This is a genomic window from Campylobacter sp. BCW_4321 (assembly GCF_001763075.1).
Taxonomy (GTDB): domain Bacteria; phylum Campylobacterota; class Campylobacteria; order Campylobacterales; family Campylobacteraceae; genus Campylobacter_D; species Campylobacter_D jejuni.
This window is the reverse complement of sequence record NZ_MJYA01000064.1, coordinates 101,796-118,384: the sequence shown is the minus strand read 5'-3', so window position 1 is coordinate 118,384 and position 16,589 is coordinate 101,796. Positions and strand designations below refer to the sequence as shown.

The 16,589-nt window shown below is 31.9% G+C and carries 14 protein-coding genes; 11 read left to right on the top strand and 3 right to left on the bottom strand.

From position 1 onward, the window contains the following. The first annotated feature begins 10 nt into the window (after positions 1-10). The 10 genes from AJN58_RS08615 (at position 11) to AJN58_RS08570 (ending at position 12,749) form a co-directional block, all read left to right on the top strand. Positions 11-235, top strand: a complete 225-nt coding sequence (locus AJN58_RS08615) for a DNA-directed RNA polymerase subunit omega (protein ID WP_002853464.1) — start codon at positions 11-13, stop codon at positions 233-235. Further along, on the top strand, positions 219-2,414 hold the full coding sequence (locus tag AJN58_RS08610) for a RelA/SpoT family protein (protein ID WP_044779026.1): 2,196 nt from the start codon (positions 219-221) through the stop codon (positions 2,412-2,414). The genes AJN58_RS08615 and AJN58_RS08610 overlap by 17 nt, the downstream gene beginning before the upstream one ends. Before the next feature lie 11 nt (positions 2,415-2,425). Continuing rightward, entirely contained in the window at positions 2,426-3,631 is a 1,206-nt protein-coding gene (gene tyrS, locus AJN58_RS08605) for a tyrosine--tRNA ligase (RefSeq protein ID WP_002861965.1), read from the top strand. Continuing rightward, positions 3,628-4,719: a nitronate monooxygenase gene (locus AJN58_RS08600; protein ID WP_002861964.1), complete on the top strand. Its 1,092-nt coding sequence runs from the start codon at positions 3,628-3,630 to the stop codon at positions 4,717-4,719. Before tyrS ends, AJN58_RS08600 begins: the two co-directional genes overlap by 4 nt. Further along, positions 4,719-6,698, top strand: coding sequence for an N-acetylmuramoyl-L-alanine amidase (locus AJN58_RS08595; RefSeq protein ID WP_070233579.1), 1,980 nt, complete (start codon positions 4,719-4,721; stop codon positions 6,696-6,698). Before AJN58_RS08600 ends, AJN58_RS08595 begins: the two co-directional genes overlap by 1 nt. Further along, a complete protein-coding gene (gene mnmC / locus AJN58_RS08590) occupies positions 6,695-8,536 on the top strand; it encodes a bifunctional tRNA (5-methylaminomethyl-2-thiouridine)(34)-methyltransferase MnmD/FAD-dependent 5-carboxymethylaminomethyl-2-thiouridine(34) oxidoreductase MnmC (RefSeq protein WP_070292192.1) in 1,842 nt (613 codons plus the stop codon). The genes AJN58_RS08595 and mnmC overlap by 4 nt, the downstream gene beginning before the upstream one ends. A 119-nt stretch (positions 8,537-8,655) precedes the next feature. Then, entirely contained in the window at positions 8,656-9,795 is a 1,140-nt protein-coding gene (locus AJN58_RS08585) for a hydrogenase small subunit (protein ID WP_070252803.1), read from the top strand. Between the two features lie 2 nt (positions 9,796-9,797). Further along, complete coding sequence (locus AJN58_RS08580; RefSeq protein WP_070292190.1) at positions 9,798-11,513, top strand: nickel-dependent hydrogenase large subunit; 1,716 nt, start codon at positions 9,798-9,800, stop codon at positions 11,511-11,513. Positions 11,514-11,523: 10 nt separating this feature from the next. Next, positions 11,524-12,216, top strand: a complete 693-nt coding sequence (gene cybH, locus AJN58_RS08575; RefSeq protein ID WP_052794882.1) for a Ni/Fe-hydrogenase, b-type cytochrome subunit — start codon at positions 11,524-11,526, stop codon at positions 12,214-12,216. Continuing rightward, positions 12,213-12,749: a HyaD/HybD family hydrogenase maturation endopeptidase gene (locus AJN58_RS08570; protein ID WP_070261352.1), complete on the top strand. Its 537-nt coding sequence runs from the start codon at positions 12,213-12,215 to the stop codon at positions 12,747-12,749. Before cybH ends, AJN58_RS08570 begins: the two co-directional genes overlap by 4 nt. Here the strand turns inward: AJN58_RS08570 and recR are convergent. Genes recR through AJN58_RS08555 form a run of 3 tightly spaced genes read right to left on the bottom strand, consistent with a single transcriptional unit; the run spans position 12,746 to position 15,221 of the window. Beyond that, on the bottom strand, positions 12,746-13,318 hold the full coding sequence (recR, locus tag AJN58_RS08565) for a recombination mediator RecR (protein ID WP_002861957.1): 573 nt from the start codon (positions 13,316-13,318) through the stop codon (positions 12,746-12,748). The two genes, AJN58_RS08570 and recR, sit on opposite strands and share 4 nt — an antisense overlap. Beyond that, positions 13,318-14,553 (bottom strand): ArsS family sensor histidine kinase, encoded by a 1,236-nt coding sequence (locus tag AJN58_RS08560; protein ID WP_002861956.1) that lies wholly within the window; start codon positions 14,551-14,553, stop codon positions 13,318-13,320. Before AJN58_RS08560 ends, recR begins: the two co-directional genes overlap by 1 nt. Beyond that, a complete protein-coding gene (locus AJN58_RS08555) occupies positions 14,550-15,221 on the bottom strand; it encodes a response regulator transcription factor (RefSeq protein WP_002861955.1) in 672 nt (223 codons plus the stop codon). Before AJN58_RS08555 ends, AJN58_RS08560 begins: the two co-directional genes overlap by 4 nt. 154 nt (positions 15,222-15,375) lie before the next feature. Here AJN58_RS08555 and dnaJ point away from each other — a divergent pair, with 154 nt between their 5' ends. Then, positions 15,376-16,500 carry a molecular chaperone DnaJ gene (gene dnaJ, locus AJN58_RS08550; protein WP_070292189.1) on the top strand — a complete coding sequence of 375 codons (1,125 nt, stop codon included), beginning with the start codon at positions 15,376-15,378 and terminating at the stop codon, positions 16,498-16,500. Positions 16,501-16,589 lie beyond the last annotated feature (89 nt).

Below are 16,589 nucleotides of genomic sequence, written 5' to 3'. Positions count from 1 at the left end.
GGAGAAAATTATGGATAAAAGAATAGAAGAAGTAGCGGCAAAAGCTTTGGAAAAAATGGGTAATGATAGATATCGCCTTTCTTTAGTGGTAGCAAAAAGAGCGGAACAATTGGCGAATGGAGCAACCCCTTTGGTAGACTTTGATAAAAATAAAAATAAACTTGCAGATATAGCTTTATATGAAATTGCAGAAAATAAAATCACTTTAGAGGGTTTAGTTGAAACCAATCGATGAAGAATTATTACTTGAACAATTAATCGATAATGTAAAAAATTGTAAAGATTTAGAAGCTGCTAAGGTTTTACTTTTCGAAATTTGTGGCCACGATGCCATTCTTGAAAAAGCAGTAGATTACTGTATATTTTGCCATGAAGGGCAGTTTAGAAAAAGTGGAGAGCCTTATGCGGTACATCCTATTTTAGTAGCAACACTGGTTGGATTTTTAAGTGAAAATAAAAGCAATATTTTAGCTGCTTTATTGCATGATGTGATCGAAGATACAAACTGCACCGAAGAAGAACTTAGAGAGCAGTTTGGTTTTGAGGTTTTAAAACTTGTTTTAGGGCTTACTAAAATTATAGAAATTAGAGAAGATAATCTCATTTCATCAAAATCTAAAAAAAGTTTAACTAAATCAGCCTTGACTTTCAGAAATATGCTTTTAGCAAGCATTGAAGATGTTGGGGTTTTGATTGTGAAGTTATGCGATAGACTGCATAATATGCTTACTCTTGATATTCTAAGAGAAGATAAGCAAAAAAGAATCAGCGAAGAAACTTTAGTTGTATATGCCCCAATAGCTCATAGACTTGGTATTTCAAGCATAAAAAATTATTTGGAAGATCTTAGTTTTAAATATCTTATGCCAGATGAGTATAAGCTTATTGACAATTATATCAATTCCAATAATCAAGAAATGCAATTAGGTTTAAATGAATTTATTTCCAAAATCGAACTTTTATTTTTGAGTAATGGCTTTAGACAAGGTAGTTTTGAAATTCAAAAACGCATTAAGCATAGTTATTCTATTTATCTTAAAATGCAAAGAAAAGGCATTGGTATTGAAGAAGTTCTTGATTTACTTGGGGTAAGAATTTTGGTTGAAAAAGTAAGTGATTGTTACTTAGCTTTGGGAATTTTACATACACATTTTAATCCCTTGGTTTCGCGTTTTAAGGATTATATAGCCTTGCCTAAACAAAATGGTTATCAAACCATACATACCACACTTTTTGATGCTAAAAGTATTATAGAAGCACAAATTCGAACTTTTGATATGCATAAAATTGCGGAATTTGGTATAGCAGCGCATTGGAAATATAAAGAAGATGGCAGCGTGGTTGCACCTCGTCTTGATTGGCTTACAGATATTTCAATGCAAAGTATAAACAATCTTGAAAATGCAGAAGATTATAATGCTATTGAACTTTATGAATATGCTAAAGATAGTCTTTATGTTGAAGATGTTGCAGTTTATTCTCCTAAGGGAGAAATTTTCACTTTGCCTCGTGGTGCAACGGTTCTTGATTTTGCTTATGAAGTGCATACCAAAGTAGGGCTTCATGCAAAAAGCGCTTATGTAAATCGTATTAAAGTACCTTTGTTAACTGAGCTTAAAAATGGCGATATTGTGCGAGTGGTTACTAGCAATGATAAATTTTATCGCTGTTCTTGGATAGATAGTGTTAAAACAGGAAAAGCAAAAGCAAGTATAAGGGAATTTTGTAAGCAAAAAATCAGAGAGATTAATCTAGCAAGTTCTATTAATATGTTAAGTTTTATTTTTGGAGTTGATAAAAACAGAATTGAAACTTGGATAGAAAAAGAAAATTTAGCCAGACGTATTAGACAAGTAGCAACAGATAGTGCTTATTTGAAAGATATAGTTAATAGTCTTAAAAAATACGCCAAGAAGTCATATTGGTTTGATAAATATGAGATTAAAGAACAAAAAATAGGAAATTTTACTCTATATTGTAACCATAAAATTGCTAATGTGGATTTTGATTTTTGCTGCCATCCAAAAAGAGGTGATGCTGTTTTAGCTTTTGTTAAAGGTGGTAACGCTATTGTCCATCATAAGCTTTGCGATAGAGCTGATAAAATGATAGATAATAATCAAGATATGGTATTTATAAAATGGGATTCTAACATCCCTAAATCTTATAAATTGATTTTTTCTTTGGAAAATAAAAAAGGTGTTTTAGCGGAATTTTTGGCATTTTTAGCTAAAATGCAGATAAATTTATTAACAATTAATTTATCAAGTGATTTAAATTCGGCGGTAGATTATTTTGAGATTACAATGGAAATTCCTGATAATATCAATCCAGATAGTGTCAAGGATAGGTTAAAATCTCGTTGTAAAATTTTAGATTTTACATCTTTAAATGATGCTTATAAAGAAGGTTAAAAAGGTTTATTATGGATATAAAAAAAATATTAGCAGAAGTTAAGCGTGGCTGTGCAGAGCTTATTGATGAAGAAAGAATAGAAAATTTAATTAAAAATTATTATGAAAAGGGTGAAAATTTCTTTATAAAGGCAGGGTTTGATCCTACAGCGCCTGATTTACATTTAGGCCATAGTGTGGTTTTAACAAAAATGGCTTTTTTGCAAAAACATGGAGCTATTGTGCAGTTTTTGATTGGAGATTTTACGGGACAAATTGGCGATCCAAGTGGAAAAAGTGCAACGCGTAAAAAGCTGGATAAAGAGCAAGTTTTAATTAATGCTAAAACTTATGAAACGCAGGTTTTTAAGGTTTTGGATAAAGAAAAAACACAGATTAAGTTTAATTCTACTTGGCTTAATGAACTTGGAGCTGCGGGTATAGTAGAGCTTACTTCAACTTTTAGTGTAGCTAGAATGCTTGAGCGTGACGATTTTACCAAGAGATTTAAAGAGCAAAGCCCTATTTCGATTTGCGAGTTTTTGTATCCTTTACTTCAAGGATATGATAGCGTGGCTTTAAAAAGCGATATTGAAATGGGCGGAACGGATCAAAAATTTAATCTTTTAATGGGAAGACAGCTTCAAAGGGTTTATAACATAGGAAAAGAACAAGCTGTGATTATGATGCCTTTACTCGAAGGTTTAGATGGTGTAAACAAAATGAGTAAGAGTTTAAATAATTACATTGGTGTTACAGAAAAAGCTAATGATATGTATGCTAAAATTTTAAGTATTAGTGATGAATTGATGTTTAGATATTATGAACTTTTAAGTCAAAAAAGTCTAGAAGAAATCGCGCAAATAAAAAAAGATATAGAACAAGGCAATTTACATCCTAAAAAAGCTAAAGAAAATTTAGCTTTAGAGATTACGGAGCGTTTTCACTCCAAAGAAGAGGCTAATAATGCTAAGTCTGAATTTGATAGGATTCATTCTCAAAATGCTTTACCAAGTGATATGGCTGAGTTTGAAATACAAGGAAAAATTTGGCTTGCTAAGGCTTTGGTTGAATGTGGTTTGGAAAGTTCTACTTCTGCGGCAAGAAGAAGCATCAGTGCTAATGCAGTAAGTGTAAATTCTCAAAAAGTTAGCGACGAGCAAATGCATTTAGAACGAGGAGAATACATCTTACAAATAGGTAAAAGAAAATTTGCAAAATTAAAGGTAAAAGAATGAATTTACAACCCTTACAAATAGGAAAACATACTATAAAATATCCCATTTTTCAAGGGGGAATGGGACTAGGCATAAGCTGGGATAGATTAGCTTCTGCAGTTTCTTTAAATGGTGGACTTGGGATCATTTCTTCTGTGGGAACAGGATATTATGAAGAAAGAAAGTATGCGAGTAAAGAATTAAACGCTAAGCCTTATGGAAGTGAAAATTTTTACTCACGCAAGGGTTTGCAAGCTTTAATTAATAATGCAAGAAAAGTTTGTGGCGATGCACCTTTGGGGTGTAATATCTTATGTGCAAGTAATGATTATGCAAGAATAGCACGCGATGCTTGTGAGGTTGGTTTTAATGTGATTGTTTCAGGCGCTGGACTTCCTACAAATTTACCTGAATTTACTGTAGATTTTCCTGATGTGGCTTTAGTGCCTATTATTTCATCTGCAAAGGCTTTAAAAATTATTTGCAAAAGATGGCAAAGCCGTTACAACCGCCTACCTGATGCAGTGGTTTTAGAAGGGCCAAAAAGTGGAGGTCATCAAGGTTTTACTTATGAGCAGTGCTTAGATCCAAATTATCAGCTAGAAAAATTAATCGCTCCTGTGGTAGAAGAGGCTAAAAATTGGGGATCTTTTCCTGTGATTGCCGCAGGTGGAATTTGGGATAAAAAAGATATAGAAAACGCTATTTCTTTAGGAGCTAGTGGTGTTCAAATGGGAACGCGTTTCATAGGAACTTTTGAATGTGATGCAAGTGAAGAGTTTAAAAGCGTTTTGCTAGCTTCTAAAGAAGAAGATATAGAGCTTATTAAATCTCCTGTGGGCTATCCTGCTCGTGGAGTTAGAACCAATCTTTTAAATTTGGTAGATAAAAGAATGGGTCCAAAGATCAATTGTATAAGCAATTGTGTAGCGCCTTGTGGACGCGGAAAAGAGGCGACTAAAGTAGGCTATTGTATAGCAGATAGGCTTTTTGATGCGTGGTCAGGTAAAAAAGAAACAGGACTTTTCTTTACAGGTGCAAATGGATATCGTTTAGATAAACTTATCAGCGTTAAAGAACTTATGGAAAAATTGGTTAATGGTGAATAATGGCTAAAATTTTTGTATTTTTAGTATTTGTTTTCACAACTCTTTTTGGAGCTTATGAAAATGAACTTGCAAATTTCGATAAAAATTTTATCAGTTCTAAAAGCGAAGTGCAAGTAAAATTTCATCATCAGCTAAAAAGCCTTTATATACAAAGTGTTATCAATGAAGATGAAAAAACTAAAATTGAAATCTTAAAAAGATTGATCATCAGTTCAAATACTTTAAATTTAGACGACAAGTCATATGCTAATGAGTTAAAAGAAAGTGGTATAAGTGAAGCAAGTATCAATGCTTTAAGAAAGGCTGTTATTAAAGATATTAAGGTTCAAAATATTTCTCAAGATACTGAAAAATCAACTTTTAAACCTGTAAAAACAGTTCAAAAAAGTGAAAAAAAATCACCTAATGAACAAATAAAAAATATAGAAAAAATAGATTCTAAAACTTCACAAGAGCCAAAGAGTAGTATCGTTTCTAAAACAAAAAGTGATGATAAAATTTATGTTTTAAAGTCAAGTAAAACAAGCCAAGGTGTAGAGCTTGAATTAAATATAAATTTAGATAAGAATCAATTAAAAAGTTTTGCTTTAGATGAAAAAGGAAACTATCGTTTTATTAGTGATTTTGATGGGGTTTTAGAAGGAGGTAAAAAAGAGTTTAAATTTGATGACTATCGTTTAGTGATTTCACAATTTAATCCCAAAACCATACGCATAGTGGTTTATGCTAAAGAAAAAATTCCTATTGATATATCTTTTAAAGAAGAAAAAATAATTTTTTCAAAAGAAATTACTAGCCAAAAAAAGACCGAGCAAGTTAGTAAAATTTCAGAGAAAAAGCAAGATCAAAAAATAGAAATTAAAGCCAAAGTTTTAGAAACAAAAAAACAAGATAAAAAAACCAATAACGAAAAAGAAGATCAAGGACCTTTATATGTTTTAGATGTGGATAAAATTTCTAACGCTGTGGTGTTAAATTTGAGCGATGATTTGGATGAAAAAGAAATAGCAATATTTGAAACCAAAGATCAAAAATTCCGATATGTTGTAAGTTTTAAAGGTGTGTTAGAAGGTAATAGAAAAAGCTTTACCTTTGGACAAAATACAATTGTCGTTACGCAATATAATCCAAAAATTGTTCGTGTGGTTTTGAGTGCTCCTAAAGAATTTAAACTTTTAAAAAAGTTGGATAATAAAAATCTCACTTTAGGTTTTCATGCGCAAACTTCAAGTCAAAGTGTAGATAAAAAAGCAACTCAAAGCTTTAATAAAACCTTAAGTACGAGATACAAATCAGGAAAACTTATAGTTATCGATGCGGGGCATGGTGGAAAAGATAGCGGTGCTCTAAGTGATAAAAAAGGAAGTTTAAAAGAAAAAGATATAGTTTTAAGCGCGGCTTTAAAACTTGGAAATGAACTTAAAAAACGCGGTTATAAAGTGCTTTACACTAGAAGTTCGGATAAATTTATCAATCTTCGCGATAGAACTAAATATGCTAATGATAAAAGAGCGGATTTGTTTATCTCTATACATGCTAATGCAGCACCCAATGTTGCCAAGGCTAAAAGTAGCGAAGGCGTGGAAACTTTCTTTTTAAGTCCTGCAAGAAGCGAAAGAAGTAAAAAAGCAGCAGAAAAAGAAAATCAAGGGGATTTTGAAGAGATTAATTATTTCTCAAAACAAAGTATTTTAAATTTCTTAAATCGTGAAAAAATCGTTGCTTCAAATAAACTAGCTATTGATGTACAGAAAAATATACTCACTCAAACACGCAAAAAGTATAAAATTGTAGATGGCGGTGTAAGAGAAGCACCTTTTTGGGTTTTAGTGGGTGCGCAAATGCCTGCAATTTTGATTGAAATTGGCTATATCACACATCCAAATGAAGGTAAAAGAATCGCCAATAAAGCTTTTCAAGATTTATTGGTTAAGGGTATTGCTGATGGAGTTGAGAGTTATTTTTATAACAACCGATGAAAAAAGCTAAACTAATTTTTAAGGATAATACTCCTTTTTCTTTGGATTTTGATGATTTTTATTTTAATTCCAAAGATGGCTTAAATGAAAGCAAATTTGTTTACACTCATTCTTTTGAATGGAAAAATCAAGAAAATTTCATTATCGCAGAGAGTGGTTTTGGTATAGGTTTAAATTTTTTTCTTACTTTGAAACGCTTTTTAGAAACCACTCCTTTTAAGCGTCCCAAAAAACTTTTTTATATCAGTATAGAAGCTTTTTATATCGAAAAAGAACAATTAAGAGAAATTTACCAAAAACTAGGATTTTATGAAGAGTTTAAAGAGCTTTTAGAGCAATTTTTAAAATTTTATCCTAAGGCTAAAGAAGGGATTTATCGTTTTTATTTTGAAGATTGTTTTTTAGACCTTGTTTTTGAAGATATTGCTATTTTAAAAGAATTGGATTTTAAAGCTGATATTTGGTATTTAGATGGATTTTCTCCAAATAAAAACTCGCAAATGTTTGATGAAAATTTAATTTTTGAAGTGGCAAGACTTTCTAAAAAAAATACACAAATTTGCACCTTTTCTTCGGCAAGTTTTTTGCAAAAAAATTTAAAAAAATATGGCTTTAGAGTAGAAAAAACCAAAGGTTTTAGAAAAAGAGAAATGATTAAAGCTTATTTGGAAAATGAGCTTGAGTTTAAAGATAAAGAAGCGTATTTTTCAAGAACATTTTCATCTTTAAAAAATAAAAAAGTAGCTATTATTGGCGCGGGTATATCAAGTGCTGTTCTAGCTTATGAGCTTAGTTTAAGGGGTTTTGAAATAGATGTTTTTGAAAAACATTTAGAACTAGGCAAGGGTGCAAGTGGAAATGAAAGTGGAATTTTAAGCTCTTTAATCTTAAAGCCTAAGGTAAATTTAGGGGAATTTTCAGAGCTTTCTTTTATAGAAGCAAGCCGTTTTTATAGACAAATTTTAGATTTAGAATTTAAGGGTGTGGTGGAGTTTGCACATAATGATTTGATGCAAGAAAGATTTGACACGCAAAGAGAAAATGTTTTGTTTAAAATTTCAAAAAATCAAGCTTTTTTAGAAGATGGTGGAGTGATTTTTCCAAAAAATTTGGTTAAAAATCTTTTTGAAAAAAGTAAAGCTTGTATATATTTTAATCATGAATTTCAAGCTTATAAATTTGAAAATGAGCGTTTTGCTTTAAAATTTAAAAATAATATTGTTAAAAGTGATTATGCGGTTTTGATTTATGCTATGGGTGCAGATACAAAAGATTTTGTTTTTTATGATGAGATGAAATTAAGTAAAGTAAGAGGTCAAGTTACACATCTAAAACCTTTTTTAGACTCTCCATTTCCTTTATCTTCTAAGGCTTATATTTGCCCTATAAAAGATGATTTGCAAGTGATTGGAGCAAGTTATGATAGGCTTGATACAAGTTTAGAATCAAAAGAAGAAGATGATAAACAAAATATAGAAAATATAGCCGAATTTATAGATAAAAATACAAAATTAGAAATCATAGGTTCTAAGGTAGGTTTTAGATCTTATTCGAGTGATCGCTTTATGATAGTTGGAAATGCTTATGATGAAGTGTTTTATAAAGAAGAATATAAAGCTTTATTATGGACAAAAAACAAGGAGCAAAAACCAGCTAAAATGTCTTGTAATTTGTATTTTAATTTTGCTCATGGATCAAGGGGTTTTAGCACAAGTGTTTTAGCGGCAAGGTATTTGTGTGCATTGATAAATAATGAACCCTTGTGTTTAGAAAAAAAATACATCCACGCTATTCACCCTGCAAGATTTTTGATTCGCAAACTCAAAAAAGGTTTATGATTAAACTTTAATTAAGATTGATACTAATATTTGCTTATGAGAGTAAGTTTTTAATTTTATTTTAACTTCCTTTATTTTATTATTATAGAGAATAAATTTCATGTTATAAAGGAAATATAATGATTGATTATCATCAAATAGAGTCGCGTTTATCGGCTCTTGAAAAGCTTCCTTCTTTAAAAGACAATAATAGCATTGCAAAAGCATTAGAAAAGTCAGGTTTTTCTAGAAGGGATTTTATGAAATGGGCAGGTGCTATGACGGCATTTTTGGCTTTACCAGCGAGTTTTACTCCTATGGTAGCAAAAGCTGCTGAACTTGCTGATAGACTTCCTGTTGTGTGGCTTCATATGGCTGAGTGTACAGGCTGTAGTGAGAGTTTGTTAAGAAGTGATACTCCAACGATTGATAGTTTGATTTTTGATTATATTTCTTTAGAATATCACGAAACAGTGATGGCTGCAGCAGGTTGGCAAGCTGAAGAAAATTTAGAAAGTGCCATTCAAAAGCATAAAAATAAATACATTTTAATGGTTGAAGGTGGTATCCCTATGGGTGATACAGAGCATTTTTTAACCATAGGTGCACATGGAAAAACAGGCTATGAGCTTTCAAAAATGGCAAGTGAAAATGCTTTGGCTATTTTTGCTATAGGAACCTGTTCTAGCTTTGGAGGAATCCAAGCAGCAAGACCAAATCCTAGTAATGCGCAGCCTTTAAGCAAAGTAACAAGCAAAACTGTGATCAATGTTCCCGGCTGTCCTCCAAGTGAAAAAAATATAGTGGGTAATGTGCTTCATTATTTATTATTTGGTGAGTTACCAGCACTTGATGTATATAATAGGCCAAAATGGGCTTATGGCTTAAGAATTCATGATCTTTGTGAAAGACGCGGACATTTTGATGCGGGTGAATTTGTGCATGCCTTTGGAGACGAAGGAGCAAAACAAGGTTTTTGTCTTTATAAAGTAGGCTGTAAAGGGCCTTATACTTTCAATAACTGTTCAAGAGAGAGATTTAACCAGCACACTTCTTGGCCTATTCAAGCAGGGCATGGTTGTATAGGTTGTTCTGAGCCCGATTTTTGGGATACTATGGGACCTTTTGAAGAGCCTATGGCTAGTCGTAAATTTGATACTGTTTTTGGTTTGGGCGCGGATAGTGTTTCAGATAAAATCGGCATAGGCGTGCTTACGCTCACAGGTGTTGCTATAGCAGCGCACGCAGTTATATCTTCCATGCAAAAAGATAAGGAATAAAAATGAGTCAAAAAATAATCGTAGATCCTATTACAAGAATTGAAGGGCATTTAAGAGTTGAAGTTGTTGTTGATGATAACAATGTGGTAAAAGAAGCTTATGCTGGCTCTACTTTGTGGCGTGGTATTGAAACCATAGTAAAAGGGCGTGATCCAAGAGATGCGGGTTTTATGACACAAAGAATTTGTGGAGTTTGTACTTTTTCACATTATAAAGCAGGTATAGTTGCTGTTGAAAATGCTTTAGGTATTACTCCGCCTTTAAATGCCCTTTTAACAAGAACTTTAATGAATGCGGCTTTATTCTTACACGATCATATTGTACATTTTTATCAACTTCATGGGCTTGATTGGGCTGATGTGGTAAGTGCTTTAAGTGCTGATGTTAAAAAAGCAAGCGATGAAGCTTTTAAATACACTCCAAATCCTTATGCAACAGGTGCAGATAAACTTCTTGAAGTGCAACAAAGACTTAAAACTTTCGTAGATAAAGGAAATTTAGGACCTTTTGCTAATGCGTACTATGATCACCCAACTTATCGTTTAAGTCCTGAGCAAAATTTAATCGTTCTTTCTCACTATTTAGAATGTTTAAGAATCCAAAGAATCATTGCTCAATGTATGGCGATTTTTGGAGCTAAAAATCCACATCCACAAAGCTTAACTGTTGGTGGTGTAACTTGCGTTATGGATTTACTTGATCCTGCAAGAATGGGTGAATATATGGTTAAATTCCAAGAAGTACAAGACTTTGTTAATCGTGCGTATTATCCTGATCTTGTGATGGCAGGAAAAGCTTATGCGCATGAAGCAAGTGTTTTAAATGATATAGGGGTAAATAATCTTTACACCTTTAAAGAATTCCAACTCGGAAGAGATGAATGGCTTTTTGAAAGTGGTATTATCAAAAATGGAGATTTAAGCAAGGTTTATGAAGTAGAAGAAGATAAGATTACTGAAGAGGCAACTCATTCTTGGTATGCAGACAATGAACCTTTACATCCTTATGATGGCAAAACAAATCCAAATTATACAGGACTTGTAGATGGAGAAAGCGTAGATCATCATGGAAATAATGTTCATTCTAAAGTGTTTGATACTAAGGGTAAATATAGTTGGATTAAAGCTCCACGCTATGAAGGAAACCCTATGCAAGTAGGACCTTTAGCAAATATCGTTGTAAATTATGCCAAAGGTAATCAAAATGTTGTTCCTGTGGTAGATGAGTTCTTAAAAGAAACAGGACTTCCTTTAAATGCTGTATTTAGCACACTTGGAAGAACAGCTGCGCGTTGTATTGAGGCAAAAATCGTTGCAAATAATGCTTTAAAAGCGTTTAATAATTTAGTTGAAAATTTAAAAGTAGATCAGAGTACTTGTGCGCCTTATGTGATCGATAATTCTAAAGAATACAAAGGACGCTATATGGGGCATGTGCCACGCGGAACATTAAGTCATTGGTGTAGAATTAAAAATGGCGTCATTGAAAACTGGCAAGCTGTAGTGCCTTCTACTTGGAATGCAAGTCCAAAAGACGCAAATGGCGTAGGTGGAAGTTATGAACAATGTTTGATAGGACTTAAAATCGCTGATGTAAAACAACCGCTTGAAATCATTAGAAAAATTCACTCTTATGATCCTTGTATTGCTTGTGCGGTGCATATAATGGATACTAAGGGCAATAATCTAAGTGAATATAAAGTGAATGTCAATTTATAAGGAGGCTTTCATGCAAAACAAAGAAGAAAAATTGCAAAGAAAAGCTGAATATGAATTTAGCATAGGTTTGCGTTTAACGCACTGGATAAGAGCTATTGCTATAGTGATTCTTATTGGCACAGGGTATTATCTTTCTTATGTGTTTCAAAGTCCTATTAGTAATGGCGAACCTGTAAATTTTATGCAAGCAAAATACCGTTTAGTACATCAAGCGGTGGGTTTTGTTTTAATCGCTTGTATTATTTTTAAAGTATATTTGTTTTTTTGTGACAAGGTAAGTGCAAAAGAACGCAGAAGTGTATGGGATATTTTTAATATCAAATTATGGATAGAACAAGTAAAATTTTACATTTTTTTAGGAAAACACCCGCATTTAAAAGGGGTTTATAATCCTTTGCAATTTGTAACTTATTTTTTCTTTTATCTTGTGATGCTAGGTATCATTCTTACAGGGCTTATTCTTTATACTCATACTTACCATGAGGGTTTAGGTGGGCTTTTATATCATATTTTAAGACCGCTTGAAGCTGCAATGGGCGGTTTGGCTGATGTAAGAACTTATCATAGAATTTTGATGTGGGTGATTATGATTTTTGTACCAGTACATATTTACATGGCGATTTTTAACGCAGTAAAAGGTAAAGATGGTGCTATGGATGCTATTATTAGCGGATATAAATTTGTAAAAGAAGAAAAGCATTGAAATTCTTAGTCCTTGGAATAGGCAATATCATGTTTGCAGATGAAGGCTTAGGCGTTCATCTTTGCAAACAACTTGAAAAAAACTACAAATTTACTCATCCTGAATTTACTTTAGATTTTATTGATGGTGGAACTTTGGCTTTGCAACTTAGCTATATCATCGCTAGGTACGATAGACTTATCGTTTTAGACTGCATAGAAGCGCAAGATGCGAGTATAGGAGATGTATTTTTCTTTCCTTATGATGCTATGCCTAATAAAATTAGCTGGAGTGGAAGTGCTCATGAAATAGAAATGCTTCAAACCTTACAATACATGGAACTTGCAGGAGATTTGCCTAAAACACACATCTTAGCTTGTGTGCCAAAGCGTATTGAAGCGATGAGTTTTAAGCTCTCAGATGAGCTTATACAAGGGGCTAAAATCATGGAAAAAACTTTACTTGATTTTTTAAGCAAGGAAGGTTTTATTTATGAAAAGATTGCGGATTTTTCTTTGCAAGAATTAGCCGATATTTCTTATAAAAATTTCTAAATTTTTGTTCTAAAATTCATAGCTTTATTTAAAGAGATTAAATCCACATTTTCTAAATTTACACCACTTGGAATTCCTTGAGCGATTTTACTAAAAGTTAGGTTTAAATCTTTAAATTTATCTTCTATAAAAAAGATAGTTGCATCAGAATTAATGCTATGTGTCAATGCAAAAATGAGCTCAGAGATATTTAGCTTAAGTATGATTTGCTTTAGTTTTTCAAGTTTTTCTTCATTTAACTCATCTAAAACAAAATATAGCCCATTGTAACTTTGACTCTCTTCGAGCGTTAGTATATCTTTTGGACTTTCAACTATACATAAAATGTTTTTATTTCTTTCTTCATCACTGCAAATTTCGCAAAGCTCATTTTCGCTTAAAGCACCACATTGCTCACAAGGTTTTATAAAGCGGATAGCATTTTCTATATTGTGTGCGAGTTTCATACCATCGATTTGATTATTTATGCAAAGGTGATAAGCAAGCCTTATGGCAGTTTTTTTCCCTATGGTAGGTAAATTTGCAAAACTTTCAACAAGTTCGTTGAATTTTTCTAGGCCTTTTGCCATTATTTTTCTTTATCTCCAAAGAAAATTTTAAAGCAATGCTTTCCATCATCATAAAAATAAATCAAATCAAAATTATGCAGTTTACATACCTCTGAAACTATATAAAGTCCTAGTCCCATACCTTTGACCTGATTGTGTTTTTCTCTTGCGAAAGCTTCAAGATAATGTTCTATAGGCTCTGCTAAAGGCTTGCCTGGATTTTTAATGGTAAAACATTCTTTACAACAAAAAAGCTCACAAGTGCCATTGTTTGAGTATTTTAAGGCATTATCGATAAGATTTTTTAAAATTACAGAGAAAATTTCCATATCAACATTGATTAAAGCATCATCTCTGATATCGACTTTTACAACTTTATTAAAATCATCTCTCATAAGGTGTTCTTTAGCTTCCTCAAGTATAGTGCTAAAACGACTAGGTTTAAAGTGTAAGTTGTAGTTTTTTGAAAATAAATTTTCGATTTTGGCAAATTCATTGATCAAAGAATCCATACGTAAAAATATAGCGATAAGTCTTTCTTTTTGTCTGTCTTCTTTGATCATTTCAGAAATAATTCTCCCTTTTCCTATAGGGGTTTTTAACTCATGCATAATTGTTCTTAGGAAAAGTTGTCTTGATTGGATTAATTCTTGATTTTTTTTAAAAGCTTTTTGAAATTCAAAGGCGATTTTTCCTACTTCATCTTCTTGATAATCTAAAAAATCAGGTTGCTCCCCATTTGCAACTTTAGCAACTTGCCTTCTTAATTTTTTTAAAGGTTCTAAAGATTTTAATACCGAAAAATACATAAAAACAACCAACAAAGAAAAAGAAAAAAATCCTATTAATAAAAGATTATAAACTCTATCGCTAGTATTTTCTTCATATAAGCCATCAAAATCTTTACATTGAACATCAAAATAAAGATTGCTATGATATTTTAAAGAAGAAAGGGTGCAAAATTCTCCATTTGCTTTAAAAAGTGATTGTCCATTATTTCTTATGCTTTTTACAAGATAGGGATTTTGTATAGTATTAAAACCGCTATTTTCAAGATAGGATCCTATTTTAGCACCTGAAGTGTTTTCATAGGAGATGAGTAAATTTTTTATAAGATTTTCTTGTTTTAAACTTTCTTCTTCGTTGTAAGCACTTCCTTCTATTTTCAAAAGAACGATAAAAAGCACACAAACTAAGAAAAAAGTAACAACAAATAAAATAATTAGCTTGGTATAAATAGAATAATTTTTTGTCATCCTATTAGTTTATATCCTATACCTCTAACAGAAAAAATATGTTTTGGGGATTTTGAACTATCTCCTATTTTTACTCTTAATCGACCAATGATAACATCAAGACTTTTAGAATCTTTATCTTTTAGATTTTTACAGCGACTTACAAGCTGTTCTCTTGAAACGCTATATCCGTGCTGTTGGATAAGGTATTCTAAAATTTCAAACTCAGCAGGAGTAAGTGTTAAAACCTTATCTTCATAGGTGATCTCATGCCTTCTCTCATCGATTTTGAAAGCAGAATTAATATTTTCATTATTTGCGTGTTCAACTCTTTTTGTGCGACGAATAAGACTCATAATCCTTGCATACATTTCTTTTGGATCGTAAGGCTTTGGTAGGTAATCATCAGCACCAATTTGAAGCCCTACAACCTTATCGCTTAAGTCGCCTCTAGCTGATGAGATGATAATGGGAATATTGCTTTTTTGTCTGATTTCTCTACAAACTTCAAGACCATCAATTCCTGGTAAAGTTAAATCCAAGATTAGGCAATCATAGCCTTGAACGCCTACATTTAAGGCGCTTTTAGGATTTTCAAAATTTGTAATTTTAATATTAAATTGCGCTAAATACTCAGATAATAATTGCGCAAAATCAGGATCATCTTCTATCATCAACACATTAATCATTTTAGTATCCTTTAAATTTTATCTAAGATTTATAATATTTGCATAATTTTATTTAAAATTTGATAAATTATTGATTTTATTTTTGCTAAAATTAGATTTTTGAATTTTTAAGATTAAAATTCTAGCAAAATTTTAAATTTTTTAAAGGAATAATGTGGAAATAAGTTATTATGAAATTCTTGAAATCACGCAAAGTGCTGATAAAGAAACCATAAAAAAAGCCTATAGAAAAATGGCTTTAAAATACCATCCCGATAGAAACCAAGGCGATAAAGAAGCAGAAGAGAAATTTAAGCTTGTTAATGAAGCCTATGAGGTTTTAAGTAATGATGAAAAGCGAGCTATTTATGATAGATATGGAAAAGATGCTTTAAAAGGCGGTGGATTTGGTTCTAATAGCTCAGGTTTTGGTGGTTTTGAGGATTTAGGAGATATATTTTCTAGTTTTTTTGGAGAAGGCTTTGGCTCATCATCGCGTCGTAGAAAGAGTTCAAATGATGAGAAAATCCCTTCCGATTTTATCGTTAATTTAAAATTAAGTTTTAAAGAAGCGGTTTTTGGTTGCAAGAAAAATATAGACTTTACTTATAAATGTTTTTGCAAAACTTGCAATGGAACAGGAGCTAAAGATGGAAAACTTCAAACTTGTCCAAAGTGTCAAGGTAGAGGACAAGTTGGAATTTCTCAAGGTTTTATCACTTTTGCACAAACTTGTCCTGATTGTCAAGGAAGTGGAGAAAAAGCTAGTGAAAAATGTAGCGATTGTAAAGGTTTAGGTTATAATGAAAGCAAAGATAGTGTAGAACTTAATATCCCAGAAGGTGTAGATACAGGTATGAAACTTCGTGTCAATGCTAAAGGCAATATCTTAAAAAATGGCACTAGAGGGGATATGTATGTTAAGATCATTGCTGCCGAAGATGATACTTTTATCAGAGATGATGATGATATATATATAGAATTTCCAGTGTTTTTTACTCAAGCTATCTTAGGAGAGAGTATAAAAGTACCTACCATACGCGGTGAAGCAAGTTTAAATTTGCCAAAGGGTGCTAAAGATGGACAAAGATTTGTTCTTGAAAAAGAAGGGGTAAAAGATGTTCATAGTTCTCGCATAGGAAATCAAATCGTTCAAATTTCTATCAAATTTCCAACTTCTTTAAACGATGAACAAAAAGAACTTTTAGAAAGACTAAGTGAAAGTTTTGGTATCAAAGATGGTATGCATCAAGAGCAAAAAGGGCTTTTTGAAAAAATAGCTAATTGGTTTAAGTCCTAATTTTCCTAAAGCTTTTTAGCTTGGGAAAATCTTTTTTTATATAAATTTAAGTTTTAAAAATCAGGCATAAAAAAAGCGGAGCAAAACCC